This window comes from Erwinia magellanica (assembly GCF_039023495.1).
Classification (GTDB): Bacteria; Pseudomonadota; Gammaproteobacteria; order Enterobacterales; family Enterobacteriaceae; genus Erwinia.
This window is the reverse complement of sequence record NZ_JBCHVC010000003.1, coordinates 53183-79019: the sequence shown is the minus strand read 5'-3', so window position 1 is coordinate 79019 and position 25837 is coordinate 53183. Positions and strand designations below refer to the sequence as shown.

At 54.4% G+C, this 25837-nt stretch carries 21 protein-coding genes; 10 read left to right on the top strand and 11 right to left on the bottom strand.

Translation table 11 applies throughout. From position 1 onward, the window contains the following. The first annotated feature begins 11 nt into the window (after positions 1–11). Both cueO and AAH450_RS12090 read left to right on the top strand, forming a co-directional pair. Entirely contained in the window at positions 12–1697 is a 1686-nt protein-coding gene (gene cueO, locus AAH450_RS12095; protein WP_342910821.1) for a multicopper oxidase CueO, read from the top strand. Positions 1698–2328: 631 nt separating this feature from the next. After that, complete coding sequence (locus AAH450_RS12090) at positions 2329–3294, top strand: glycosyltransferase family 8 protein (RefSeq protein ID WP_342910452.1); 966 nt, start codon at positions 2329–2331, stop codon at positions 3292–3294. Positions 3295–3335: 41 nt separating this feature from the next. Here AAH450_RS12090 and AAH450_RS12085 read toward each other — a convergent pair whose 3' ends face one another. Beyond that, entirely contained in the window at positions 3336–4619 is a 1284-nt protein-coding gene (locus tag AAH450_RS12085; RefSeq protein WP_342910451.1) for a cystathionine gamma-synthase family protein, read from the bottom strand. 254 nt (positions 4620–4873) lie between these two features. On the opposite strand from AAH450_RS12085, the gene hpt reads away from it, so the two are divergent. Next, complete coding sequence (gene hpt, locus AAH450_RS12080; RefSeq protein WP_318788856.1) at positions 4874–5410, top strand: hypoxanthine phosphoribosyltransferase; 537 nt, start codon at positions 4874–4876, stop codon at positions 5408–5410. Between the two features lie 72 nt (positions 5411–5482). Here hpt and can read toward each other — a convergent pair whose 3' ends face one another. Beyond that, on the bottom strand, positions 5483–6157 hold the full coding sequence (can, locus tag AAH450_RS12075; RefSeq protein ID WP_342910450.1) for a carbonate dehydratase: 675 nt from the start codon (positions 6155–6157) through the stop codon (positions 5483–5485). Positions 6158–6264: 107 nt separating this feature from the next. On the opposite strand from can, the gene AAH450_RS12070 reads away from it, so the two are divergent. The 4 genes from AAH450_RS12070 to AAH450_RS12055 all read left to right on the top strand — a co-directional run bounded on the left by AAH450_RS12070 (position 6265) and on the right by AAH450_RS12055 (position 11067). Next, positions 6265–7191, top strand: coding sequence for an ABC transporter ATP-binding protein (locus tag AAH450_RS12070; protein WP_342910449.1), 927 nt, complete (start codon positions 6265–6267; stop codon positions 7189–7191). Continuing rightward, a complete protein-coding gene (locus AAH450_RS12065; RefSeq protein WP_342910448.1) occupies positions 7188–7958 on the top strand; it encodes an ABC transporter permease in 771 nt (256 codons plus the stop codon). Before AAH450_RS12070 ends, AAH450_RS12065 begins: the two co-directional genes overlap by 4 nt. Before the next feature lie 499 nt (positions 7959–8457). After that, positions 8458–9024 carry a hypothetical protein gene (locus AAH450_RS12060; RefSeq protein WP_342910447.1) on the top strand — a complete coding sequence of 189 codons (567 nt, stop codon included), beginning with the start codon at positions 8458–8460 and terminating at the stop codon, positions 9022–9024. A 246-nt stretch (positions 9025–9270) separates the two neighbouring features. After that, positions 9271–11067, top strand: a complete 1797-nt coding sequence (locus AAH450_RS12055; protein WP_342910446.1) for a hypothetical protein — start codon at positions 9271–9273, stop codon at positions 11065–11067. 74 nt (positions 11068–11141) lie between these two features. Here the strand turns inward: AAH450_RS12055 and panD are convergent, their stop codons facing one another. The 9 genes from panD to thpR form a co-directional block, all read right to left on the bottom strand. Continuing rightward, positions 11142–11522 (bottom strand): aspartate 1-decarboxylase, encoded by a 381-nt coding sequence (gene panD / locus AAH450_RS12050; protein ID WP_306207873.1) that lies wholly within the window; start codon positions 11520–11522, stop codon positions 11142–11144. A gap of 62 nt (positions 11523–11584) precedes the next feature. After that, positions 11585–12439 carry a pantoate--beta-alanine ligase gene (gene panC / locus AAH450_RS12045; RefSeq protein WP_342910445.1) on the bottom strand — a complete coding sequence of 285 codons (855 nt, stop codon included), beginning with the start codon at positions 12437–12439 and terminating at the stop codon, positions 11585–11587. Between the two features lie 15 nt (positions 12440–12454). Then, positions 12455–13249 carry a 3-methyl-2-oxobutanoate hydroxymethyltransferase gene (gene panB / locus AAH450_RS12040; protein ID WP_342910444.1) on the bottom strand — a complete coding sequence of 265 codons (795 nt, stop codon included), beginning with the start codon at positions 13247–13249 and terminating at the stop codon, positions 12455–12457. Positions 13250–13309: 60 nt separating this feature from the next. Further along, positions 13310–13789 carry a 2-amino-4-hydroxy-6-hydroxymethyldihydropteridine diphosphokinase gene (gene folK / locus AAH450_RS12035; RefSeq protein WP_342910443.1) on the bottom strand — a complete coding sequence of 160 codons (480 nt, stop codon included), beginning with the start codon at positions 13787–13789 and terminating at the stop codon, positions 13310–13312. Then, positions 13786–15198 (bottom strand): polynucleotide adenylyltransferase PcnB, encoded by a 1413-nt coding sequence (pcnB, locus tag AAH450_RS12030; protein WP_342910820.1) that lies wholly within the window; start codon positions 15196–15198, stop codon positions 13786–13788. The genes folK and pcnB overlap by 4 nt, the downstream gene beginning before the upstream one ends. 180 nt (positions 15199–15378) lie before the next feature. Beyond that, the gene (gene gluQRS / locus AAH450_RS12025) at positions 15379–16266 is read right to left on the bottom strand and encodes a tRNA glutamyl-Q(34) synthetase GluQRS (protein ID WP_342910819.1); all 888 of its coding nucleotides are present in this window, start codon (positions 16264–16266) and stop codon (positions 15379–15381) included. Between the two features lie 53 nt (positions 16267–16319). Then, positions 16320–16775 (bottom strand): RNA polymerase-binding protein DksA, encoded by a 456-nt coding sequence (gene dksA, locus AAH450_RS12020; protein WP_034897431.1) that lies wholly within the window; start codon positions 16773–16775, stop codon positions 16320–16322. A gap of 181 nt (positions 16776–16956) precedes the next feature. Beyond that, positions 16957–17661, bottom strand: a complete 705-nt coding sequence (gene sfsA / locus AAH450_RS12015; RefSeq protein WP_342910442.1) for a DNA/RNA nuclease SfsA — start codon at positions 17659–17661, stop codon at positions 16957–16959. Further along, complete coding sequence (thpR, locus tag AAH450_RS12010) at positions 17658–18197, bottom strand: RNA 2',3'-cyclic phosphodiesterase (protein ID WP_342910441.1); 540 nt, start codon at positions 18195–18197, stop codon at positions 17658–17660. The genes sfsA and thpR overlap by 4 nt, the downstream gene beginning before the upstream one ends. A gap of 77 nt (positions 18198–18274) precedes the next feature. Here thpR and hrpB point away from each other — a divergent pair, with 77 nt between their 5' ends. From hrpB to fhuA, 3 genes are all read left to right on the top strand, one after another. Beyond that, positions 18275–20716, top strand: coding sequence for an ATP-dependent helicase HrpB (hrpB, locus tag AAH450_RS12005; protein WP_342910440.1), 2442 nt, complete (start codon positions 18275–18277; stop codon positions 20714–20716). Between the two features lie 107 nt (positions 20717–20823). After that, complete coding sequence (gene mrcB / locus AAH450_RS12000; RefSeq protein ID WP_342910439.1) at positions 20824–23325, top strand: bifunctional glycosyl transferase/transpeptidase; 2502 nt, start codon at positions 20824–20826, stop codon at positions 23323–23325. Positions 23326–23604: 279 nt separating this feature from the next. Next, complete coding sequence (gene fhuA, locus AAH450_RS11995; RefSeq protein ID WP_342910438.1) at positions 23605–25800, top strand: ferrichrome porin FhuA; 2196 nt, start codon at positions 23605–23607, stop codon at positions 25798–25800. The last annotated feature ends 37 nt before the right edge of the window (positions 25801–25837 follow it).

The following is a 25837-nucleotide window of genomic DNA, read 5'->3' as shown; positions in this document are numbered from 1 at the left end:
GGATGAGAATGATGCAACGCCGTGATTTTATTAAGCTAACCGCCGCAATGGGTGCGGCCAGCGCGCTGCCTTTATGGAGCCGCACCGCTCTCGCTGACGATCGCCGTCCGGAACTGCCCATTCCCCAGCTTTTAACGCCCGACCCACGCGGCGTAATGAACATTACGGCCCGTACCGGCAGTAAAGTGTGGCGCGGCAAAACCGTTCCAACCTGGGGCTACAACGGTGATCTGCTCGGCCCGGCTATAGTGCTGGAAAGCGGTAAACCGGTAACGCTCAACGTGCGAAATACTCTGCCGGAAGCCACCACTGTTCACTGGCATGGCTTAGCTATTCCGGGGGACGTGGACGGCGGGCCACAGGCGGTCATTGCGCCTGGCCAGAGCCGTACGGTGACTTTCACCCCTAATCAACCCTCGGCTACCTGCTGGTTCCATCCCCATCTGCATGGCAGAACCGGGTATCAGGTCGCCCAGGGGCTGGCCGGGCTGATCCTCGTTAAAGATAACGCGGGTGAAAAGCTGCTGCTGCCCAAAATCTGGGGCGTGGATGACATTCCGGTCATCTTGCAGGATAAGCGGCTGAGCAACGACGGCAGTAAAATAGAGTACGAGCTGGACGTTATGAGCGCGGCGGTAGGCTGGTTTGGCGATACCCTGCTTACCAATGGCGAGATCTTTCCTCAGCACGCGGTGCCACGGGGCTGGTTACGCCTCCGTTTGCTGAACGGCTGCAATGCGCGCTCGCTGAATCTGACTACCAGCGATCGTCGCCCGATGTATGTGATTGCCAGCGACGGCGGACTGCTGGCTGAGCCGGTGCAGATGAGCGAGCTGGCGATGATGCCCGGTGAGCGCTTTGAAATTCTTGTTGATACTCACGACGGCAAAGCCTTCGATCTGCAAACGCTGCCCGTGCGTCAGATGGGTATGTCGCTGGCGCCTTTCAATCAGCCGCTGCCGGTGCTGCATATCCTTCCACTGCAAATTTTAGCCAGCGGCACGCTGCCTGATAAGCTGGTTGATCTGCCAGCCTTACCGGCCACTCAGGGAGTTAAAGAGCGCTGGCTTCAGCTGACGATGGATCCTGAACTCGATCGTCGCGGCATGCTGGCGCTGATGGAGAAATATGGCCATGCGGCGATGGCGGGTATGAGTGGCGATGCGCATGATGATGAGGCTGCTGGCGGAAAGAGCGGGATGGCTGGCATGGATCACGGCGCGATGGCGGATCAGAGTACTTCAGCTGGTATGGATCACAGCCAGATGCAGCAAAGTTCTGCGGCCGGTAGGGATCATTCGTCTGGAGAGGCAAAATCCCAGACGGCTGCTTATGATTTCCACAACGGTAACAAGATTAACGGGGCGGCCTTCACTATGTCGCAGCCTTCATTTGACGTAAAACGCGGCGTTGTCGAGAAGTGGACCATTTCCGGTGAAGGGGATGAGATGCTGCATCCGTTCCATATTCACGGCATGCAGTTCCGCATTCTCTCGGAAAACGGCAAGCCACCGGCACCGCACCGCAGCGGCTGGAAGGATATCGTGCGGGTTGAAGGCTGGCGCAGCGAGGTACTGGTTCGTTTCGATCACACCGCCAGCAAAGAGCACGCCTATATGGCCCATTGTCATCTGCTGGAGCATGAGGATACCGGTATGATGACCGGGTTTACCGTGAGTGACGAAGGGGCTGGCTGAATACTTCACGCCTCATAAAATCAGGGGGCGTGGTTGGGCTTGCAGGTACTTCCACCTGAGCTGCTTATATTCACTGAATTCACCGAACGGCATACAGACAAATGCCGTTCGTCCATTTTGTGAAGGCGCCTCTTATCTGCCGCGCTGCATTGTGCCTGATTTGCAGTAAAGCTAAGCATCAAAGATCTTTAAGAGCACCGTGGGATCGTGCGGTTCACCGATTGATCATTCCCCCGGAAAACATCAGTCAGTGCTTTCTCACCAGCTTCGGGACACCATTGGCGTGCCTGCTGTTAGCCAAACGCCTAATGAAAAATCCTAAATGCCCCCAGCTTATGACCCGCTTTAAAAGAGGGCCACTGTTTACTGGTTAGGATTAAACGCAGAAGTGAAAAAATTAGAATGGCGCTATAAATAAACTTAACCTGTTAATTAAGTTTAGATTATTATTTATTCTGATATTTATAATCAGAGTCTGAAGGTGTCGCACACTCCATAATAAAGTGGTCTTCCATGAGTTTTCTCTTATTTGCAAAATTTGCATTAAGTCAGAAGCTTGTTTTTACTTTTTCTCATCAGGTAACCAGCCATAACGTTAACTCAAATTCAGCTGCCTGAAGTCATCATCCTTATGAATAAAAATAGCCTGGTGAAGGAAAGGATTGTCTATGCCGGCAACAAAAATTCTGTTGCGGACATAAATATTTTATTTACCACCGATAAGCGATATCTCACCTATTGTGGCGTTTGTCTTTTTTCTGTAGCGCAGATGAACCCAGAGATAAACGTGACTTTCCATATCTTTACTGATGAGTACAGCAAGCTTTTCCCCGCCTCTTTCTTTACTGAGCACCCCAATATCAGCGTTGTCATCTATCTGTTAAATAACGACGTTTTTAACGGGCTTCAGGTCTATGACTTCTACCCGAAATCGATCTATTATCGGGTCGTTGCCTCGACTATCCTGCATGATGAGGTCAGCCAGCTGCTCTATCTGGACTGCGATATCGTCTGTAATGGCAGCATTAAGCTGCTGCTGTCGCTTGATATGAGCGGCTATACAATTGCTGCCGTGCAGGACAAGGGGATGAATAAAGAGTACCTGGCCTCTCTGGGGCTGGATCGCGAGAAAAAGTATTTTAATTCCGGGGTGATGATCATTAATACCAAAGCCTGGATGGCGCGTGGGGTAACGGAGCAATTTTTTATTAAAATCAAAGATAAAAAAAATACCTTCCCGGATCAGGATTGCCTGAACATCATCCTGGATGATGAGGTTCTTTTTTTGGAACAGCAGTATAACTTTATTCCAAAGAACAAAAGCACCCAGAAAAAACCTATCTTCATTCATTACGCCGGGCAAACCAAACCCTGGAGTATCTCGATTGAAGAGACGGGATATAACAAAAATTATATCGATATGTACCGCAGGTCACCGTGGAAAGATGTTCCGCTGGAGCCGCCCAAAAAAGCTTTTGAGTCCTTTCACTACGCAAAAAAATTGCTGCGTAAGAAACAACCGGTGCTGGCTTCCTGGTGGCTGACCGTTTCAACGTACCAGTTTATTTCGAAAAAGCTGCGTAGCAAAACGGTGTAAAGGCCGCTCGCGCAGCCTTTAACCCTTTTAAATCAGCGCGGTCAGAGTTGATCCAGCGCCAGTCGTAAATCCTCAATCAAATCTTCTTTATTCTCGATGCCAATAGAAACCCTGACGGTGGATTCGCTGATGCCTATTCTTGCCCGTACTTCGGCAGGTACGCCGGAATGGGTGGTGCTGGCCGGATGGCTGGCAAGCGATTCTGTGCCGCCCAGGCTAACCGCAAGCTTGAACAGCTGCAAGGTATTCAGCAGCCTGAAAGCGGCCTGCTTACCGCCTGCCAGATCAAAGGAGAAGGTGGAACCTGCTCCGCTGCACTGCTTGCTGAAGACCCGTTCCGCCGGTGACCCTGGCTCCAGGAAGGAGAGGGCGTGCAACTTTGCTATTTTTTTATGTCCCCGCAGGAATTCAGCCACAGCGACAGCATTGTCGTTTGCCCGTTCCATTCGCAGCGCCAGCGTTTCCAGCGAGCGGCCAATCATCCAGCTGGAGTGCGGATCAAGCTGCGTGCCTGTTGCGCTGCGCAACGCTTTGATCTGTTTCACCAGGGCTTTACTGCCCATCACCGCCCCGGCAATTAAATCGGAATGGCCGCCAACATATTTGGTCAGCGAATAGAGCGACAGATCGGCGCCGTGTTCAATCGGGCGCTGAAAAACTGGCCCCAGCAGCGTATTATCACAGGCAATAATCGGGCGGTGCTGCTGCTTGCGCTCAATGGCATCCGCCACCCGCGCGATTAACGCAATATCCACCAGGCTGTTGGTAGGGTTGGCCGGAGACTCAATCAGGATCACCGAGACACGGCCCTGCTGCATGGCCTGCTCTGCTGCTGCCTGCACAATCTCTTCATCCAGGCCGTTAGCAAACCCCACCGCCGACACGTTCAGCTTGCGGAAAGTTTTACTGAGCAGCGTTTCGGTTCCGCCGTACAGAGGCTGCGAATGCAAAATCGCATCACCGGGTTCGATAAAGGTCAGCAGGGTGGTGGAGATGGCGGACATGCCAGAGGAGAAGAGGGCTGCGCTTCCGGTCCGTTCATAAATAGCCAGCCGGTCTTCCACGATCTCGCTGTTGGGATGATTAAAACGGGAATAGACCAGACCGTTTGCTTCCCCTGTGGGCGGCTCTTTCCGGCCAGAGACATAATCAAAGAAGGCTTCTCCCTCTTCGGCGGAAGTGAACACGAAGGTGGAAGTTAAAAATACCGGCGGCTTAACGGCGCCCTCCGATAAGGTGGGATCATAGCCATAGTTAAGCATCTGGGTTTCCGGATGCAGCTCACGCGCGCCGATATGGGTCTTTTTAGAATGAGAGGAAGCCATGCAATCTCCTGCCGACAGGCATGCTGAGAGGGATAAGTTCAGCTTACGTTACCCTGTGCGGGAGGGAGGGAATAAATAAATTATCGTTCTAAGGTTAAAACCTTTTGCGTGATGAAATATCGCTAACGCCTGTTTTGGAAGTCTGTACGTCTATTTTAAGATTGCCGTCCACACTTGCGCAACAGCAGGAAACAGGGGGGCAAGATGTGATAGACTTCGCTGCTTCCCTGAAACCATCTGAATCGACAAAAGTTATGAAACATACCGTAGAAGTGATGATCTCCGAAGCAGAGATCGCAGAGCGTATTGCTGAGCTGGGCCAGCAGATTACCGAACAGTACCGCGACAGCGGCAGCGACATGGTGCTGGTAGGCCTGCTGCGTGGTTCCTTTATGTTTATGGCCGATCTCTGCCGTAAAATTGAGGTGTCGCACGAAGTCGATTTTATGACGGCTTCCAGCTATGGCAGCGGCATGTCCACCACAAGGGATGTGAAAATCCTGAAGGATCTCGATGAAGATATTCGGGACAAAGATGTGCTGATCGTTGAGGACATTATCGATTCTGGTAATACGCTGAGCAAAGTGCGTGAAATTCTCCGCCTGCGCCAGCCGAAATCACTGGCCATCTGTACGCTGCTGGACAAGCCCGAGCGCCGCGAGGTAGAGGTTGCCGTCGAGTATGTGGGCTTCACTATTCCCGATGAGTTTGTGGTGGGGTATGGCATCGATTATGCGCAGCGCTATCGTCATCTGCCCTATGTGGGCAAAGTCGTCATGCTGGATGAATAGCTGAACTGAGCGGACGTTTCCGCTCAGCATCACCGCACAAACGACTAAGGCCGGCGATCCCGGCCTGTTATATTATGCGTCGCCGTCGCGAGGACTTTCCAGATCGTTGAGCAGGTTAGCAATACCGTGACGGTAGCGCTGCTCAAGGATTTCACGGTTAGTGGCCGCTACTTCCAGGTCACGCAGATAGCCGTCCTGAATGCCGTAAACCCAGCCATGAATCGTCACTTTCTGACCGCGTTTCCACGCCGACTGCATGATAGTTGAATGGCCCAGGTTATAAACCTGCTCAATCACGTTGATTTCACACAATTTGTCGAAGCGTTTTTCTGGCGGCAGTTCACCCAGTAACGAACTATGCTTGTACCACAGATCGCGGATATGCAGCAGCCAGTTGTTGATCAGGCCCAGCTCCGGATTTTCCACCGCAGCCTGCACGCCACCACAACCGTAATGTCCGCAGATGATGATGTGTTCCACTTCTAACACCTCAACGGCGTACTGCACCACGGAAAGACAGTTTAAGTCCGTGTGAATGACCAGGTTGGCTACATTGCGGTGAACGAACAGTTCGCCCGGCTCCAGCCCCGTCAGGCGCTCGGCTGGAACACGACTGTCAGAGCAGCCAATCCAGAGAAAGCGGGGCTTCTGAGCGAGTGTCAGACGCTCAAAGAAGCCTGGATCTTCTTCTTTCAGCAGCTTGGACCATTGGCGATTGTTGCTGATAAGGGTATCAATATCTTTCATGTTAGTGTCGACCAAAACTCGAAATGCGTTGCGGTAATATAGGACAATGCGACGTGATTTAAAACGGTAAACAATAAAACCTCACAAAACAGGGCACTCTTACATCTATGACTTATGCACTGGAACTTGAAAAACTGACCAAAACCTATGCAGGCGGCGTTCAGGCCCTCAAGGGAATTGATCTTAACGTAGAAGCCGGTGACTTCTATGCGCTGCTTGGCCCCAACGGGGCAGGCAAATCCACCACCATTGGCATTATCAGCTCGCTGGTTAACAAAACGGCCGGTAAAGTGCGGGTGTTTGGCTATGACCTCCAGCAGGATGTGGTCAACGCCAAACGGCAGCTTGGGCTGGTGCCGCAGGAGTTCAACTTCAACCAGTTTGAGACGGTGATGCAAATCGTGGTCAGCCAGGCGGGTCTGTATGGCGTGGAAAAGCCAGAGGCGCTGAAGCGGGCAGAAAAGTATCTTAAGCAGCTCGATCTCTGGGATAAGCGCAACGAACGCGCGCGCATGCTCTCGGGCGGGATGAAGCGACGCCTGATGATTGCCCGTGCGCTGATGCATGAGCCGAAGCTGCTGATCCTTGATGAGCCTACGGCTGGGGTGGACATTGAGCTACGTCGCTCGATGTGGACGTTCCTGCAAGATTTAAATGCCAAGGGCACCACCATCATTCTGACCACGCATTACCTGGAAGAAGCGGAGATGCTTTGCCGCAATATTGGCATTATTCAGCGCGGCGAGCTGGTGGAAAACACCTCGATGAAAGGGCTGCTCTCTAAGCTGAAGTCCGAAACCTTTATTCTCGATCTCGCGCCTAAATGTCCGTTACCCGAGCTGCAAGGTTTTCAGTACCGGCTGGTGGATACCGCCACGCTGGAAGTGGAAGTGCTGCGCGAGCAGGGGCTGAACAGCGTGTTCAGCCAGCTCAGCCACCAGGGCGTGCAGGTATTAAGTATGCGCAACAAGGCTAACCGCCTTGAGGAGCTGTTTGTCGATCTGGTCAACGGTCGCAAAGGAGAGAAAGCATGACACATCTTTATTGGGTCGCCCTGAAGAGCATCTGGGGTAAAGAGATCAACCGTTTCGCCCGTATCTGGATCCAGACGCTGGTGCCGCCGGTGATCACCATGACGCTCTACTTTATTATCTTCGGCAACTTAATCGGTTCCCGTATTGGTGAGATGCACGGCTTCAGCTACATGCAGTTTATTGTGCCTGGCCTGATTATGATGGCGGTGATCACCAACGCCTATGCCAACGTTGCCTCTTCCTTCTTCAGCGCTAAATTCCAGCGCAACATTGAAGAACTGCTGGTGGCCCCGGTGCCCACGCATGTGATTATTGCAGGCTATGTAGGTGGCGGTGTGGCGCGCGGCGTTTGCGTGGGCATATTGGTTACGGCTATTTCACTCTTCTTCGTCCCTTTCCATGTTCATTCATGGTTAATGGTCGCCGTCACGCTGCTGCTGACGGCGATCCTTTTCTCACTGGCTGGCCTGCTGAATGCAGTCTTTGCCCGGACGTTTGACGACATCAGCCTGATCCCCACCTTTGTGCTGACGCCGCTTACCTATCTGGGCGGGGTTTTCTACTCTCTGACCCTGCTGCCGCCGTTCTGGCAGATGGTGTCAAAACTGAACCCTATCGTATATATGATAAGCGGCTTCCGTTATGGTTTCCTGGGGATTTCTGACGTGCCGCTGGTATTTACGCTGGGCGTATTAGTGGCCTTTATTGCGGTGTTCTACATTCTGGTCTGGGTGCTAATCCAACGCGGCAGGGGCTTACGTACCTAAAGGTTGCCCACTATCCCTTTCTGTTACGGGAAGGGATAGTGAACAAAATCACTTGCTTGACCTCCTCGCTATATTTCTTGTCTCTGTTCTCTTGCTCATTCTCTTTTCGCGGGCGATATAGCCCCTTACCCTCGTCAATAAAATAAGCAGTGCCACTTTAAATTAAGCGAAACCCGATTTATAAGATATTCTTTAACGGGTTTATTCTTATATTCTGAGAATTAACTGAGTAATTATTTTAAACAATATTATGGATTGGTTAAGTTTATTCTCATTTATGACGAATGTCAGCGATGATCATTTTATCGATTGTCAGGATATGTATAATCATTTCTGCTTATCAGAGTCTTTATAACCTTATGGCCATAATAATTTCAGCCACAGGGAGACTCGCTTTTTTTAAATTATGGCTGGGGAAAAAGATGAACAGACTGACATGGGTGGATAACCTGCGGGGGATGAGTGTGCTCGCCGCATTCCTTTTTATATCGTTATTCCGGTGGCACTGATCCTCAGCTATGCGCTCCCTGAAATACCTGCTGGCAGCCTGTTTTCCAGTTTTGATAACGGCCATATCAATCGTTCATTTTATCTGTTCCCGTTCTTTTATCTTGGGGATTTACTGGTACACCGGCAGGTGGATATTCCTGGTATAGTGAGCAAAAAAACGTGGCTGCTGCCCTCGGCACTCTGCTTTATTATCCTCTCTTCCGTTAATTTTATTTCAGAGAGAGGCATAGAGTGGCAGCTGCTGGCGCCGCTGGCGCTCTGTTCCATTCCGCTGTTTATCTTTGTGGCATTACATACCAATGTGAAGCTGGTTCACTTTGTCGGCGTAAACTCCATTGTGTTTTACCTCTCGCATTACCTGGCGATCCAGGTGTTTGCTAAAGTGGTGAAGTTCACCAGTGAGAAAATGGTGATTAATGACCTTAAATTTGTTGCCGCTTTCCTGTGTGCCCTGCTGCTGCCGATGAGCATTTGCTGGTTTCGCCGAAAAGGCATGTTTAACTTCCTTTTCACCCTGAAGAAAACGCCAAAAAATACCGCCACGCTTGCCCATTAGTCTTCCGCTTTCAACAGGCGTCCCGCAGTGGACGCCTGGGTTTGCCCCGAAAAGCCTGCCCGGCATTATTTGATATTGATCACTAAATATAAGTAAACCTTATCCCGTCGCAAACTTTTTCCCTTTTGGCGCCACTCACTCCTATCGCAAACACGTTTTACTGGTATCAGTGCACGCCAGTGTTGAGACGATAACTCAGGCAGGCCGCAAGCCTGTTATCCACTTGTTTAACTCTGGAACATGCTTATGGCCGGTATCAACACATTACCCACTTCTGTTACTCATGCTACATCCCACACTTCAGGACAGGCATCAGGCAGCCATGAAGCCCGCGCTCGACATACGACCCATGCAGGCTCTTCTGGCGCAGTTACCGCTACAGACGCCACGCGTAATGCGGCGATTGGTGCTATCGCCAATCATCTGAAAACCTATTTTCCGGGTGATAACGACCTGGATGAGCTTATCCAGCAGCGGGCAACAGAGCTACACGACATGAATGAAACGCCCGCCACCATTACGGCTAATATGGCTAAAGCGCAGAAAATGGATTATATCAGCGAGGCGGTGGGCGGCGCGGTGAAAGCTTTTCCCTTTGCCATCTCTGGCTATGCATCGGGCGCCGTTAAATTAGGCGCCGGCATTGCTGGCTCTTCTGCGTCGTCAGAAGCGTTGGCTGGGGCGATTGATGGGGGAATAGCAATGGTGCTCAAATCGGTAGGCGATAAGGTCTTTGCTCCGGTAGTCAAAGATACGTTGTGGCTGGCAGCCGATGCGGAAAAGCTGGAACCTGAGATGCAGGGGGTGCTGAAAAAGCGTCAGGGCCTGGGAGAGAGCTTAAAACTGGCCCCGCTGGGCGGCATTGGCTTTGATGGCCGAAACGCTGTTGTGGGTACCGTGGCAACCGCGTCAAAAAATAACCCGCAGGCAATCTCGCACACCAGCAATGTCCTGAGTCTGGCGGCTGGCTCGGCGGGGGGCGTACTGACCAACAGGTTCAGTGCTTCTCACGGCCCGGAATACCTTCTGGGGCGGAGCGACTGGAAAGCCCAATATGAGGCATTGAGCAAAACCAGTGTGAGACAGCAGATGCACTCCGGCGGCGCGGAAAGGCTAAAAACGCTGTTGTTAAGCTTAATGACGCCGCGTAATTATGCCAAAGGGGCGCTAAATATCACCTCCGGTAATATGGTGTCAGAAATTGGCACATTAGCCTTGTCACTGGCCGGAAACAACGCGCTACGTAACATCGTCCGCAATGCTGGCGTGAGCGGCGCCGTGAGTTCTGCTCCGTCGGCCGCTATCGAAGATGCAGTTGGCCGTCTTGGTGCAGGCGAACTGACCTCGCGGGTAGAAATTGCTAAAGATCAGGGGATTAACCTGGCGGGCGCTGCGCTGGCTTATGCTTTCCAGGGGATAGCCGGGGCGTTAGCGGGACCCGCGCCTAACCGTAACGATGAGGCAGTAGATTTCCTTGCGGATAAAGTCGTGAACAGCATCGTAGGGCAGAAAACCGGCGAACTCAGGGATAAAAGCGTGGATGGGTTGCAGAGTGGGGCGAGACAGGTCGGACAGTTTACTGTGGATACGGCGTCATATACCAAAACTAAGGTGACAGAAGGGGCTAACGCCTTAGCAGATGGGGCCGTCAGAACCGGCCAGGCAGTAGGAAATGGGCTGAGTAATGCAAAAAATAATGTTTCTGGTGCCATGACTTCGGCCCAGCAGTGGGCGAGTGACCAGGTCAGACAGCGGTTGACGTCCCCGACGCAAACGGCACAGGCAATGCCAGCCACGCCGGGTCAGCCTGCCGCGCAGCCAACTACTCAGGCGCCACCGCAGCCGACCGCTTCTACATCAGCTCCTGCACCGCAGCAGACCGCTTCGACATCAGCGCCTGCGCCACAGACGGCACCGCAGCCGACCGCTTCGACATCTCGTCCTGCGGCGCAAACAGCCTCATCTTCAGCTGCACCGGGCGGCTCGCAGCCTGTGGCTGAGGAAATTGAGATGCAGCCAATGGGCAAAAGTAAGCAGGCGTAAGCCTGAAGCCTGGGGGAAAAGAGAAAAGCGGAGTCTGTCAGGGAATGGCGGGGGAGCAATCCCCCGTCAGGAAATCAGGCAACCTGTACCGGGACGGCTTTTGCCAGCCGCTTCATCACGTTATCGCCTTCAAAGTAGGCCACTTTAGGCTGCCATTCGCGGGCTTCGGCATCTGGCATCGTTACGTAAGAGCAGATAATCAAAATATCCCCCTCACAGGCGCAGCGAGCAGCTGCGCCATTCACGGAGATGATCTTCGAGCCGCGCTCAGCCGCGATGGCGTAGGTAGAGAAACGCTGACCGTTGGTTACGTTGTAAATGTCGATCGCCTCATATTGCAGAATGCCGGAAGCGTCGAGAAAATCCTGATCGATGGCGCAGGAGCCTTCATAGTTCAAATCCGCCTGGGTCACTTTCACCCGATGGAGCTTGCCCTGCAACATAGTACGGTTCATAACCTTGTTACCTTTCCCGGAGAACAAAAAAGGACGCCAGCATAGCCGCGTCCGGAGGTCTGTTACTGCGTTAAATCAACCTGCTGATTATCAATCAGGCGAGCTTTGCCCAGCCAGGCTGCCATCAGGATCACTGCCCGCTGGCTGTCGACATTGAGCGGTAGCAGCGTTTCAGCATCGCAAATTGCCAGTCCGTCAGCCCGCAAGCCTTGTACGGCCAGAGCTGTTTCCGCTTCCGCAATGATCTCTTCAATATGCCGTTCACCATTGGACAGTCGCGCCGCCATGCTGTTCATCACTTTGCTGACCGCTGGCGCCAGCTTGCGCTCCTCAGCGGTGAGATAGCCGTTGCGGGAGCTGAGCGCCAGACCATCTTTAGCCCGCACGGTCGGTACGCCAATGATACTGATGTCGTAGCCCATATCCGCCACCATTTTGCGGATCAGCGCCAGCTGCTGGTAATCTTTTTCGCCAAACAGCGCCAGGTCCGGCTGGACCAGATTAAAGAGCTTACTGACAATGGTTGAGACACCGCGGAAGTGACCCGGACGGCTGGCACCTTCCAGCAGCGTGGAGAGGCCCGGCACTTCTACAAACGTCTGTTCGCTCAGACCTGTTGGGTAGATATCGCCAGGGGCAGGCGCGAAGACCAGATCCACCTTGCGGCGATTCAGCTTCTCGCAATCTTCCTGTAGCGTGCGCGGATAGCGGGCCAGATCGTCAGGGCGCTCAAATTGCATCGGGTTCACAAAGATGGAAACCACCACAATATCCGCCTGCTCACGGGCTTCATCTACCAGCCTCATATGGCCATCATGCAGGTTACCCATAGTGGGAACCAGGGCGATGCGTTTGCCATCCTGCCGCCAGCGACGAATTTCCCGGCGCAGCATGGGCAATGTTTCAATAATCAGCACAGACCTTCTCCTGTATTAGTGAAAACTGTGTTCTTCGGCAGGATAGGTTCCTGCTTCCACTTCCATCAGGTACTGCCTGACGGCAGCGCGGATATCGCCGGTATCAGCGAGGAAATTTTTGGCGAATTTGGGAATATGGCCGCCGGTAATGCCAAACGCATCATGCATCACCAGGATCTGGCCGTCGGTTACGTTGCCCGCGCCAATGCCGATCACCGGAATGGTGAGCGCTTCGGTTACGCGTTTAGCCAGCGCCACCGGCACACACTCCAGAACCAGCATCTGTGCGCCTGCCGCCTCCAGCGCCAGAGCATCCGCCAGCAACGTCTCTGCTGCCTCGCTCTCGCGACCCTGAATTTTGTAACCGCCGAAGATATTAACGGACTGCGGCGTCAGGCCAAGATGGCCGCAAACGGGGACGGCACGCTCAGTTAACTGCTTCACTGTCTCAGCCAGCCATTTGCCGCCCTCCAGTTTGACCATATTGGCACCGGCACGCATCAGCTGAGCCGCACTGTCAAAGGTCTGTTCCGGCGTGGCATAGGTCATGAACGGCAGGTCAGAAAGCAGCAGAGCCGAAGGGGCACCGCGTCTGACGCATTGCGTATGGTAAACAATGTCTGCGAGGGTCACCGGAAGGGTGGAGTCGTGCCCCTGAACCACCATGCCAAGCGAATCACCCACCAGCATTACCTGAATGCCCTCGTCGGCAAACAATCTGGCAAAGCTGAAATCATAAGCGGTGATCGAGGCAAACTTTCGGCCACTTTTTTTCCACTGACGAAGGGTAGAGACCGTGGTCGGTTTCATGACAACCTCTTTAAGCGAGTTTTCGTGGGCGTATCTTAATGGAAGGGGAAGGGGTTTGCACTACCAGCGCTGTATGGCACCTGCGTCCAGCTTTGAGAGAAGGTCAGCGGCTTTTACGCCGTCAGGTAAGGCAATCTCCGGCGCAATTTCCAGCAGGGGCACCAGCATAAAAGCACGGTTAGCGATATCGTAATGGGGCACGGTAAGACGCGGGGTAGCCAGCGTCTGGTCGCCAAACAGCATGATATCGAGATCCAGCGTGCGCGGCCCCCAGCGCTCCTCTTTTCTTACGCGTCCCTGTTCCTGCTCTATACGCTGCGTCTGGTCCAGCAGCTCTTCAGGCAGTAAGGCGGTATCAAGGGCGACGGCAGCATTAAGGTAGTCGGGCTGATCGGGCGGGCCATAAGGCGGCGTGCGGTAAAAAGCAGAAGAGACCACCAGCGTGGTCTCAGGGATTGCAGCCAGTGCATCAAGTGCGGCCTGCACCTGATGCAGCGGGTCAGCAAGATTGCTGCCCAGGGCGAGATAAACGCGGGTCATACGTTGCTGTTGCTGCCGCGCGGGCCGGGAACACGCTTACGTGGACGGCGGGTACGACGGCGTGGTACCGGGTCATCCCCCAGCGTGTTCAGCATCGTTTTCTGCTGAGGTGGGGCCGAGACCTGGAATTCGCTCCACCAGGTGGTAAGGCGCTGCAACTCCTGGTTGTTTTCCACTTCAGCACGCAGCGCCAGCAGATCATAAGCGGCACGGAACTTAGGATGCTCCATAAGTTTCCAGGCGCGTTTACCATGGCGACGTGACAGGCGAAGCTGTAGTTGCCAGATATCACGAACCAGCGTGGTGATGCGTTTGGGGATCGCCAGCGAACGACAGGCTTCATCCAGCACATCGTTCATCGCCAGCGCAAAGGCGTCATAATAGGCAAGCCCGCTCTCCTGAGCGATTTTCTGCGCCGCTTCCAGCTGCGGATACCAGAACATTGCCGAGAACAGGAAGGCGGGATTAACGCGCATCTGGTTATGAATACGGTGATCGGTGTTTTTCAGCACCTGCACAATCATCCGCTCCATGTTGCTGTCACCCTTCTCCGTAAAGTAACGGGTAATGGTCGGGAACAGGGGCTGGAAGAGCTGATATTCACGCAGCAGCAGATAGGTGCTGTAACCGTAGCCAGCCTGCAACAGCTTCAGCGTCTCTTCAAACAGACGCGCAGGGGGAATATCATGCAGCAGCGTGGCCAGGCGTGGAACAGGCTCTGCCGTTTCGGCAGCGATGGACATATCCAGCTTGGCGGCGAAGCGGATCACGCGCAGCATGCGCACCGGATCTTCACGATAGCGGGTTTCCGGATCGCCAATCAGGCGCACAATGCCCTGCTGGAGATCGTTCAGGCCGCCAACGTAGTCGCGTACCGAGAAATCAGAGACGCTGTAATAGAGGCTGTTAATAGTGAGATCGCGGCGCTGCGCATCGTCTTCGATGGTGCCAAAAATATTGTCGCGCAGCAGCATGCCGTTCTGGCCGTGCTGCGAACTGTTGCGATCTTCAACCACTTGTTCAGCTTCGTGATGGCCACGGAAGGTGGCGACCTCGATAATTTCCGGGCCAAACATCACGTGTGCCAGACGAAAACGGCGGCCAACCAGGCGGCAGTTGCGGAACAGTTTACGCATCTGTTCCGGCGTGGCGTTGGTGGTCACATCGAAGTCTTTCGGCTTTTTACCCAACAATAAGTCGCGAACGCCGCCGCCTACCAGATAGGCTTCATAACCGGCTTTATTCAGGCGATAGAGCACCTTAAGGGCATTTTCACTGATGTCTTTACGCGAGATAGTATGACGATCGCGAGGGACAACGGTCATCTGGTGCACTTCGCCGACCTCGGCGGGCGCTTCGTCTTCACGACTCAGAACTTTTCGGCAAAAATTAGCAACTCGGGTAAAAATGGGACACCTCGATAGTGACATTTAGCTTAGCGTTAAAAAACAGCGGCTAATCATAGCTCAGAGAAGTCGATTTGAGAATCTTCATCTCTCATCCGCGTCATCTTTCAGGCAGAAAAGGGAGTGACGCCGCCCTGAACACCTGTAGACCAGCTCCAAACAAACAGAAGTCATAGCGTAAAGCTATTGGGTTTCAGCATTGCTGTACAGCGCATTCTCTGCCGGTAACGCTGTCACCTGCCAGCGGGCTATCGCCTGTTGCAGGATTTCTGACAGCGGCAAATCTTGCCAGCCTTCACTGACCGGCTGCCGCAAAAAATGCAGTGCCTGCACAATGGCGGGGCGGGCATCACCCGATGGCAGGGGAGCGGCATGGTTCTGTTTTGACAATTTTTGACCATCCGCCCCCATAGCCAGCGGTAAATGCAGGTAATCGGGAACCGGCCAGCCGAACGCCTGATAGAGCGCAATTTGCCTGGCCGTGGGATCGATTAAGTCGGCCCCCCGGACGACTTCAGTCACGCCCTGAAAATGGTCATCCACGACTACCGCCAGGTTATAGGCAAACAGACCATCGCGGCGATGAATAATGAAATCTTCCTGCGCAAGAGCTGCATCCACTTTGATAGTGCCCCGGAGCTTATCCTGAAATTCGCTTACCGGATGGTCTGACCGCAACCTTAAGGCTGCATTTTCCGGGCCGGCGTGTAAATTCCGACAATGACCATCGTAAATACCGCCAATCTGCTGGATGCGGCTGCGTGTACAGGTGCAGTAATAGCTGCGCTGTTGCTCAGAAAGCCAGGCTAATGCTTCGCGGTAAGCCTCGTGACGGGTCGACTGCCAGAGAACCTCGCCATCCCAGGTCAGCCCATGCTGTTCAAGCTGCGCAAGAATACGTCTGGCTGCCCCAGCTACCTCTCGGGGCGGGTCGATATCTTCAATGCGTACGCGCCACTGCCCCTGCTGAGCACGAGCCTCCAGGTAGCTGCCAAGCGCAGCAATCAGAGAGCCGAAATGCAGTTCACCAGAAGGAGAGGGGGCAAAGCGCCCGATACAGGAAGCAGACATAGTGGAAGAGACCGGCAGTGAAGCAGGTGCTTCACTGCACAATCCAGTAGCCATTAACCGGCCATTTGTTTTTCGCGGATTTCCGCCAGCGTTTTACAGTCGATGCAAAGATCGGCGGTAGGACGTGCTTCAAGGCGACGGATACCAATTTCAACACCGCAGGAATCGCAGTAGCCAAAATCGTCATCTTCCACTTTCTTCAACGTCTTCTCGATCTTCTTGATCAGTTTGCGCTCGCGGTCGCGGTTACGCAGTTCAAGGCTAAATTCCTCTTCCTGTGCAGCGCGGTCAACCGGGTCGGGGAAGTTGGCGGCTTCATCCTGCATATGACTCACCGTGCGATCAACTTCATCCCGAAGCTGGTTACGCCAGGCTTCAAGGATCTTCTTGAAATGCTCCAACTGGGCTTTATTCATGTACTCTTCGCCCGGCTTCTCTTGGTATGGCTCCACCCCAGCGATGGCGAGAATACTCAGGGACGAGGTTTTACGGGTTTGCCCTTCTTGCATGTTGTTTCTCCTGGATAACACGCACTATCGATCCCCATCGGGGATAAAAACAGGTCGCTATAAATAGCAGAAGCGATCAAGGTTAGCAATTATTCCTGAACATGCCTTGACAAGCCTGTGAGTAAAAGCGTATTCAGGCGCACGTTATGAGCAAGCTTATAACAGCAAAATGCGCCTGAATTTACAACTTCACAACCAGTGGCTTTTTCAGCGTCATGCCGTCTGGTGATAATTGAGCTTTATAACAAAGCACTTCAACCCCGCTCTGCTGAGCCTGTGCCAGTAGTTCTGCGTAGCGTGCGTCAATATGACGCGCCGGGGAAACGTCCTCAATCCCCGTATGCAGAACGGCAAAAAACAGAACCGCACGTTCGCCATTTTCAGCAATCTTCGCCAGTTCACGAAGGTGCTTTTGGCCACGAACGGTAACCGCATCCGGAAAATACCCAATACCTTGCTGTAACAGCGTCACGGATTTGACTTCAATATAGCAGTTTACCCGGTCACTTGCCTGTAACAGAAAGTCGATGCGGCTTTTTTCTGCGCCGTATTTCACTTCAGCACGCAGGCTGCCGTAACCGGAAAATTCTGGAATTGTCCCCAGCGTTAGCGCCTCTTTAACTAAGCTGTTGGCGCGTAAGGTATTCACACAAATCCAGTCACCCGTTTGCGTTTCCGTTAGCTCCCAGCTGTGGGGATATTTCCTCGTCAGGCTCGCCGATGTGGAGTACCACACGGTGTCGCCTGGCGTGGCACAGCCGGTCATCGCCCCCGTATTTGCGCAATGCATGGTTAACATTTCCCCTTCTGGCGTAATCACATCGGCCAGGAAACGTTTGTAACGTTTAATCAGCGTAGCCGGACGCAACGCAGGGTGAAAAATCATAGCACTTCCTGTGAAAGTTCCCACTCAGCGAGCGGCTGATAACGCGTTTTGCCCTGAGCATACAGGGACTGAAACAGCGCAAACCGTTCAACGCGAAACCGCCAGCTAAAATTACGCGGCGGTAGCGAGACTGACTGTGTAGCGTTGCGCAGTAATGTGACATGAGGATGAAAGGGCAGAGGACTCTGATAACAGCCGCTGCGGGCAGCCTGAGAACGCAGCAGTTCTGCCAGTTGCAGCAGCCCACGGGGCGACCGCTTCGGCCCCAGCCAGACGACCCCGGAACGTGCCCAGTGCCCGGCATCATCCAGCGTCAGCGTAAAGGCGGGCTGACGGATGCGCCCGGCCAGCTGCCTGAGCGCATGCGCCTTCTCCTCGCTGATATCGCCAAGAAAGGCCAGCGTCATATGCAGGTTATCGGCGGCCACCGGGCGGCCCGCTTCGGCGGGAAACGTCTCGGCTCGCCATCTGATTAAGCTCTGTCGGCTCTCTTCAGGCAAACTGATGCCGAAAAACAGCCTTTTTTGCTCACTCATGGTGCTCTCCGGTTTTCCAGAAACAGGAATGCTACAATGCCCGGCAAATTTAGACCATGACGTTCTGGAGCAAATACGTGAGTTCATTACCGGTGAGCGTGGTGCTACCCGACCTGCTGGCGGCGCTGCAATCTTCCCCGCAGGTGCTGCTGGCGGCCCCGACCGGTGCGGGGAAATCAACCTGGCTGCCGCTGCAAATCCTGCAACAGGCCGACTTCACGGGACGCATCCTGCTGCTGGAGCCACGCCGTCTGGCGGCGCGTAACGTTGCGCAGCGATTAGCGGAAATCCTGGGCGAGCAGCCGGGGGAAACCGTGGGATACCGCATGCGCTCGGAGAGCCGGGTAGGCAGCGCTACGCGTCTTGAAGTGGTCACCGAAGGCATCCTCACCCGCATGTTGCAGCAGGATCCGATGCTGGAAGGGGTGTCGCTGGTGATCCTGGATGAATTTCACGAGCGCAGCCTGCAAGCGGATTTGGCGCTGGCGCTGCTGTTGGATGTGCAGCAGGGGCTGCGTGACGATCTGAAAATTTTGCTGATGTCCGCAACGCTGGATAATCAGCGGTTGCAGGCCATGCTGCCCGATGCGCCGATGATAGCTTCCGAAGGGCGCTCCTGGCCCGTTGAGCGCCGTTACGCTTCACTGGCGGCGAATTATCGCTTCGATGAGGCCGTGGCGCGCCAGGTCAGCCAGCTGCTGCGGGAAGAGAGCGGTTCACTGCTGCTGTTTCTGCCGGGCGTTGGAGAAATCCAGCGTGTACAGACGCATCTCTCCTCGCTGATTGGCAGCGATGTTGATCTCACTCCTTTATATGGCGCGTTACCGCTCAGCGAACAGCGCAAAGCGATTCTTCCGGCAGCGGCGGGTCGGCGTAAAGTGGTGCTGGCAACCAATATTGCGGAAACCAGCCTGACAATTGAAGGCATCCGTCTGGTTGTGGACAGTACTCTGGAAAGAACCGGCGTGTTTGATACCCGCACCGGATTGACCCGGCTGCAAACGCAGCGCATCAGTCAGGCCTCTATGACGCAGCGGGCCGGACGAGCAGGGCGACTGGAGCCGGGAATTTGCCTGCATCTTACCGCGAAGGATCAGGCTGAACGTGCCGCTTCCCATGCGGAACCTGAGATCCTGCACAGTGATTTGGCCTCGCTCTGGCTGGACCTGTTGCAGTGGGGGTGTCGTGACGTCAGCCAGCTTCAGTGGCTTGATACGCCGCCAGCGCACAATCTTCAGCAGGCCAGAGAGCTGCTTCACCAGCTTGGCGCCACGGATAAAGCCGGAATGCTGACGACTAAAGGGCGAAGCATGGCGGCGCTGGGTAGCGAACCGCGTTTTGCCGCGCTGCTGATTGATGCCGGCAAAGAGGCGGACAGCGTGGCTACAGCCTCGCTGTTAGTGGCAATGCTGGAAGAGCCGGCGCGGGGCAGCGCCGATCTTCGTGACAGTTTTCATCGTCGCCAGCCAAACTGGCAGCAGCGGGCCAGGCAGCTGCAACGACGGCTGAAAAGTGAGGGCGGCACGCCGGACAGCGACCTGATTGTTCCTCTGTTAGCGGGAGCGTTTCCGGACAGGATTGCGCGGCGGCGCGGCACGCAAGGGCGCTACCAGCTGGCTAACGGCATGGGCGCGATGCTGGATACTGACGAAGCCTTAACCCGCTATGAATGGCTGATAGCTCCGCAACTGCTACAGAGCAGCACGCAGCCCGATGCCCGCATTCTTCAGGCCCTGCCGATAGAGCCAGATGCGCTGATCCGCCACTCTCCTCAACTGCTGCAACAGCGGACGGAAGTGGAGTGGGATGAAGAGCGTGGCACGCTGCGTGCCTGGCGGCGCGAGCAGATTGGCGAGCTGGTGATAAAATCGCAGCCGCTTAATAAACCGGATGAGGAAGAGCTGCATCCGGCCATGCTTCGCTGGATCCGCAGCAAAGGTCTTGCGGTACTCAACTGGAGTCCGCAGGCAGAACAGCTGCGCATCCGTCTGGTGTGTGCTCACCAGTGGCTGCCGGAAGAGAAGTGGCCCGCGGCGGGAGAGGCGGATCTGCTGGCCTCGCTGGAGCAGTGGCTGCTGCCTGCGATGCGCGGCGTGCGCGATGCAAAGGGGCTGAAACAAATCGATGCCTACGGCGCTTTATTACAATTGCTCACATGGTCACAGCGCCAGCAACTGGATACTCGTCTGCCAACTCATTACACTGTGCCGACCGGAAGCAGACTTCCCCTTCGCTATGACGAAGAGAAGCCTCCGGCGCTGGCCGTTCGCCTACAGGAGATGTTTGGCGAAGCGCAAACCCCCACGGTAGCCAATGGGCGTGTACCGCTGGTGCTTGAGCTGCTCTCACCCGCGCACCGACCGTTACAGATCACCCGTGATTTAGCCGGGTTCTGGCAGGGCGCATACCGTGAAGTGCAGAAAGAGATGAAAGGCCGCTACCCCAAACACGCCTGGCCGGACGATCCGGCTTCCGCGCTGCCCACGCGGCGCACTAAAAAGTTTTCTGCGCCTTCCTGAACGAAGACGCCGGAGTCCCTGTTTCGGAAGGTTCCCGTTCCGAAGCCAACTGACTAAGAACAAAGTAGTCGGCCCTGCCGACGGCAGTTCCTGGAGAATAAAAACGCATGTCTGACGATCGCGAACCTATTGGGCGCAAAGGAAAACAGCCCAAACCCCCGCGCAAAGTGGCGGGCCGAGGTCGCCGCAGGGACGATGAGCACGAAGATTTTGATGATTTTCAGGATGATGACAACGATAACGAGGAGGTAAAACCGGTGCCACGTAAAGGAAAAGGGCGTCCATCGGGTAAGAAAAGAGGCTGGCTGAGCTTACTGATTAAGCTGCTGCTGATCTTTATCGTGCTGATGGCTGTGTACGGGGTATACCTCGACTCACAAATTCGCAGTCGCATTGATGGCAAAGTCTGGCAGCTTCCGGCCACGGTCTATGGCCGCATGGTCAACCTTGAGCCGGGCATGTCCTACAACAAGAAAGAGATGATTGCTCTGCTGGAAGGCACACAGTATCGCCAGGTCACCAAGATGACTCGTCCCGGCGAATTCACCGTGCAGGCCAACAGCATTGAGATGATCCGTCGCCCGTTTGACTTCCCGGACAGTAAAGAGGGGCAGATCCGCGCGCAGCTCAGCTTCAGTGGCGACACACTGAGTGAGATCAAAAATCTCGACAGCGGCCGTGATTTTGGCTTCTTCCGTCTCGATCCGCGTCTGATCACTATGTTGCAGTCGCCAAACGGCGAGCAGCGTCTGTTTGTACCCCGTGCGGGCTTCCCCGATCTGCTGGTGGATACGCTGGTTGCTACAGAGGATCGTCACTTCTATCAGCATGATGGCATCAGCCTCTACTCGATTGGTCGCGCCTTCCTGGCAAATATCACTGCCGGAAGGGCGGTGCAGGGCGGCAGTACCTTAACGCAGCAGCTGGTGAAAAACCTGTTCCTGACTAACAAGCGTTCACTGTGGCGTAAAGCCAACGAAGCGTACATGGCGCTGATCATGGATGCGCGTTACAGCAAAGACCGCATTCTTGAACTCTATCTGAACGAAGTCTATCTCGGTCAGGCGGGTAACGATCAGATCCGTGGCTTCCCGCTGGCGAGCCTTTACTACTTCGGTCGTCCGGTTGATGAGCTGAGCCTCGACCAGCAGGCACTGTTAGTGGGAATGGTGAAAGGGGCGTCGCTTTATAACCCGTGGCGTAACCCGAAACTGTCGCTGGAGCGCCGTAATCTGGTACTGCGCCTGCTGCAACAGCAGAAAGTGATCGACCAGGAGCTGTATGACATGCTCAGCGCGCGGCCGTTGGGAGTACAGCCGAAGGGTGGGGTGATCACGCCGCAGCCAGCCTTTATGCAGATGGTGCGTAACGAGCTTCAGGCTAAGCTTGGCGATAAGGTAAAAGATCTCTCCGGCGTGAAGATCTTTACCACGATGGACCCGGTTTCTCAGGATGCTGCCGAGAAGTCGGTAGAGGAGGGCATCCCGACGCTGCGTAAGCAACGTGGGCTGAAAGACCTGGAGACAGCAATGGTGGTGGTTGACCGCTTCAGCGGTGAAGTCCGTGCGCTGGTGGGCGGCGCCGATCCGCAGTTTGCGGGCTACAACCGTGCGCTACAGGCTCGCCGCTCGATTGGTTCTCTGGCTAAACCAGCGACCTATCTGACAGCGCTCAGCCAGCCGGACAAGTATCGTCTGAACAGCTGGATTGCCGATAACCCAATCGCGCTGAAACAGCCTAATGGCTCGATCTGGAAACCGCAGAACGACGACAAACGCTTCAGCGGCCAGGTGATGTTGGTGGATGCATTAACCAACTCCATGAACGTGCCAACCGTAAACCTGGGGATGACGCTGGGTCTGCCACAGGTGGTGGATACCTGGACCAAACTGGGCGTGAACAAAGATCAGCTTCCGGCGGTGCCCGCTATGCTGCTGGGTGCGCTTAACCTGACGCCGATTGAAGTTGCTCAGGCATTCCAGACCATTGCCAGCGGCGGCAACCGGGCGCCACTCTCTGCGCTACGTTCGGTGATTGCTGAAGATGGCACGGTGCTGTATCAGAGCTTCCCTCAGGCTGAACGCGCCGTTCCGGCTCAGGCAGCCTATCTGACGCTCTATACCATGCAGCAGGTGGCGGATCACGGTACGGCGCGCGCTTTAGGTGCCCGTTACCCCCGCGCGCATCTGGCAGGCAAAACCGGTACCACCAACAACCTGGTTGACAGCTGGTTTGCGGGCGTAGATGGCAAAGAAGTGGCTATCACCTGGGTAGGCCGGGACAATAACCAGCCGACCAAACTCTACGGCGCAAGCGGGGCGATGCAGATTTATCGTCGTTATCTGGATAACCAGGCGCCAATGCCGCTGAACCCAACGCCGCCGGAGGATATAGCGCCGATGACCGTGGACTCAGCGGGTAACTTCGTCTGCGGTACGGGCAGCAGCGCCTGGCGCACTCTGCCGGTCTGGACCACCGATGCAAATGCACTCTGCCAGCAGCAGCAACAGCAGGTTCAGCAACAGCAACAGTTGCAACAGCAGCAGCAGGACGAGCAGAAAGACAGCAACGGTGTGGCTGGCTGGATCAAGGATATGTTCGGCAAGTAATTTTCCCACCTGAACAGACCGGCTCCTCTGGAGCCGGTTTTTTTTGCCCGTTATTCTGCACGCCAGCTACGAAAACCTTACATTTGTACGTTTCAGCTTAACCTCACAGTTACCCCGTTATTTCCCACATTTTACATCAGGTTATTCCTGCGGCATTTGGCCTGCTGGCAAGGGATTTCTGCTTGCAGTAGCGCCGTTAATTCGCATATTATCCAATCGTTATAATAATAATTCTCGTTTACGTTTACATTTCAATAATCTCATTCAGAGAAATGCAAAATGGCTACTTTGTCTTTTAATCCTTTGCTTTTGCCAGTGAAAACCGCAAAACGCCGACTGGCGGTCGTTATTGCTCTGTGCCTTTCCTCCTCCGCTTTTGCGGCGGCCGAAGAGACGATTACTGTGGATGCCAGCGCAGGCAGCGCCGTCCCGCAGGAGAGCGCCTGGGGACCCGCCCCGACCATCGCCGCAAAACAGAGCGCCACGGGCACCAAAACCGACACGCCGATTGAGAAGAACCCGCAGTCCGTGTCCGTGGTGACCAGAGAAGAGATGGATCTGCATGCCGTCACCACCGTGAAAAGCGCGTTTGACTATACGCCAGGCGTTCTTACAGGTAATCGCGGCAGCTCTGGCGTCATTGATGCCTTATCCATTCGTGGCTTCAGCGAGACAAATACCAACCAGTATTTAGACGGACTTAAACTTCAGGGCGATAACTACTCTGAGTTTGCCATCGATCCCTATTTCCTGGAGCGTGCCGAACTGCTTCGCGGCCCTGTCTCCGTGCTTTATGGCAAAAGTAATCCAGGCGGTGTCGTTTCCCTGGTCAGCAAACGCCCAACCACGGAAACGCTGCGTGAAGTTCAGTTCAGGATGGGCACCGACAACCTGTTTTCAACCGGTTTTGACTTTGGGGGTGCCATTGATGATGACGGTGTTTACTCCTACCGTCTGACTGGCCTGGCACGTAGCCAGGATGCGCAGCAGGATATGCAAAAGGAGAAGCGTTACACCGTGGCGCCTTCCTTTAGCTGGCAGCCTGACGCGAATACCAATTTTACGCTGCTGACCTATTTCCAGAACGAACCACAAACGGGTTATTACGGCTGGTTGCCTCGTCAGGGCACCGTTGTTCCCATCACGGATGGCAATGGTAATCAGCACAAGTTGCCGACCGATTTTGATGAAGGCGAAGCCAGCAACAAAATCTCCCGCAACACCAAGATGATTGGCTATAACTTCTCGCACAGCTTCAATGATACCTGGACCGTGCGTCAGAATTTGCGTTATGCCGACCTGCGTACCGACTATCGCAGCATCTACGGTAACGGTTTTGATACCACTACTAACGCCATCACTCGCGGTGTGGCGCTTTCTGAAGAGACGCTAAATCAGTTTGCGCTTGATAACCAGGTGCAGGCTAAGTTCGCTACCGGTGCCGTGGATCATACGTTACTGCTGGGCGTGGATTATCAGCGTACCCGGAATGATATTGATGGCTATTTTGGCTCCGCTGCTTCGCTGAGCGCACTAAATCCGCAATACGGTAACGACAGCTATGCGCTGAATTTCCCTTACCATTATCTGAACAAGCAGGAACAGACCGGCCTGTATGCTCAGGATCAGCTGGAGTGGGATCGCTGGGTAATGACGCTGGGCGCCCGTTACGATTATGCAATGACCTCTGCCCTTAACCGTAACGGCGACAGCCTGACGAAAAATCACGATCAGGCTTTCACCTGGCGTGGTGGCCTGAATTACGTCTTTGATAACGGCGTTGCACCTTACTTCAGCTACAGCGAATCCTTTATTCCTACTTCCGGCACCAATTCTCAGGGAGAGCCGTTTGATCCTTCACGGGCCAAACAGTACGAAGCTGGGGTGAAATATGTACCGAAAGATCGTCCCATCGTTATTACCGGTGCGGTTTATCAGCTGACGAAAACCAAAAACTTGACGGCCGATCCGGATCAGTTGTTGTTCAGTAATCAGGGGGGAGAAATTCGCTCTCGTGGTGTTGAGCTTGAAGCGAAAGCTGCGGTTAACGCCAACGTTAACGTTATGGCCTCTTATACCTATACCGATGCTGAATATACTCACGACACGCTGCTCAAAGGGAGAACGCCGGTTCAGGTACCTGAAAACATGGCCTCTTTGTGGACAGATTACACCTTCAATGAAACCGCGCTGTCTGGCCTGACAGTAGGTGCTGGCGTACGCTATGTTGGTGAGAGCAAAGGGCTTTACAGCACCGGCGCTAATAACAACCAAAACTTCAACGTAGCCAGCTATACCACTGTTAACGCACTGGTCAAATATGACCTCGGACGTTTTGGTTTACCAGGCTCTTCTTTAGCGGTTAACGTCAACAACCTGTTCGATCGCGATTACGTCGCGAGTTGCTATCGTGACTATGCCTGCTATTGGGGCGCAGAACGTCAGGTGGTCGGTACCGCAACCTTCCGTTTCTAATCTTTACATCGGGCGCGGTTCGCCGCGCCCTCCAATC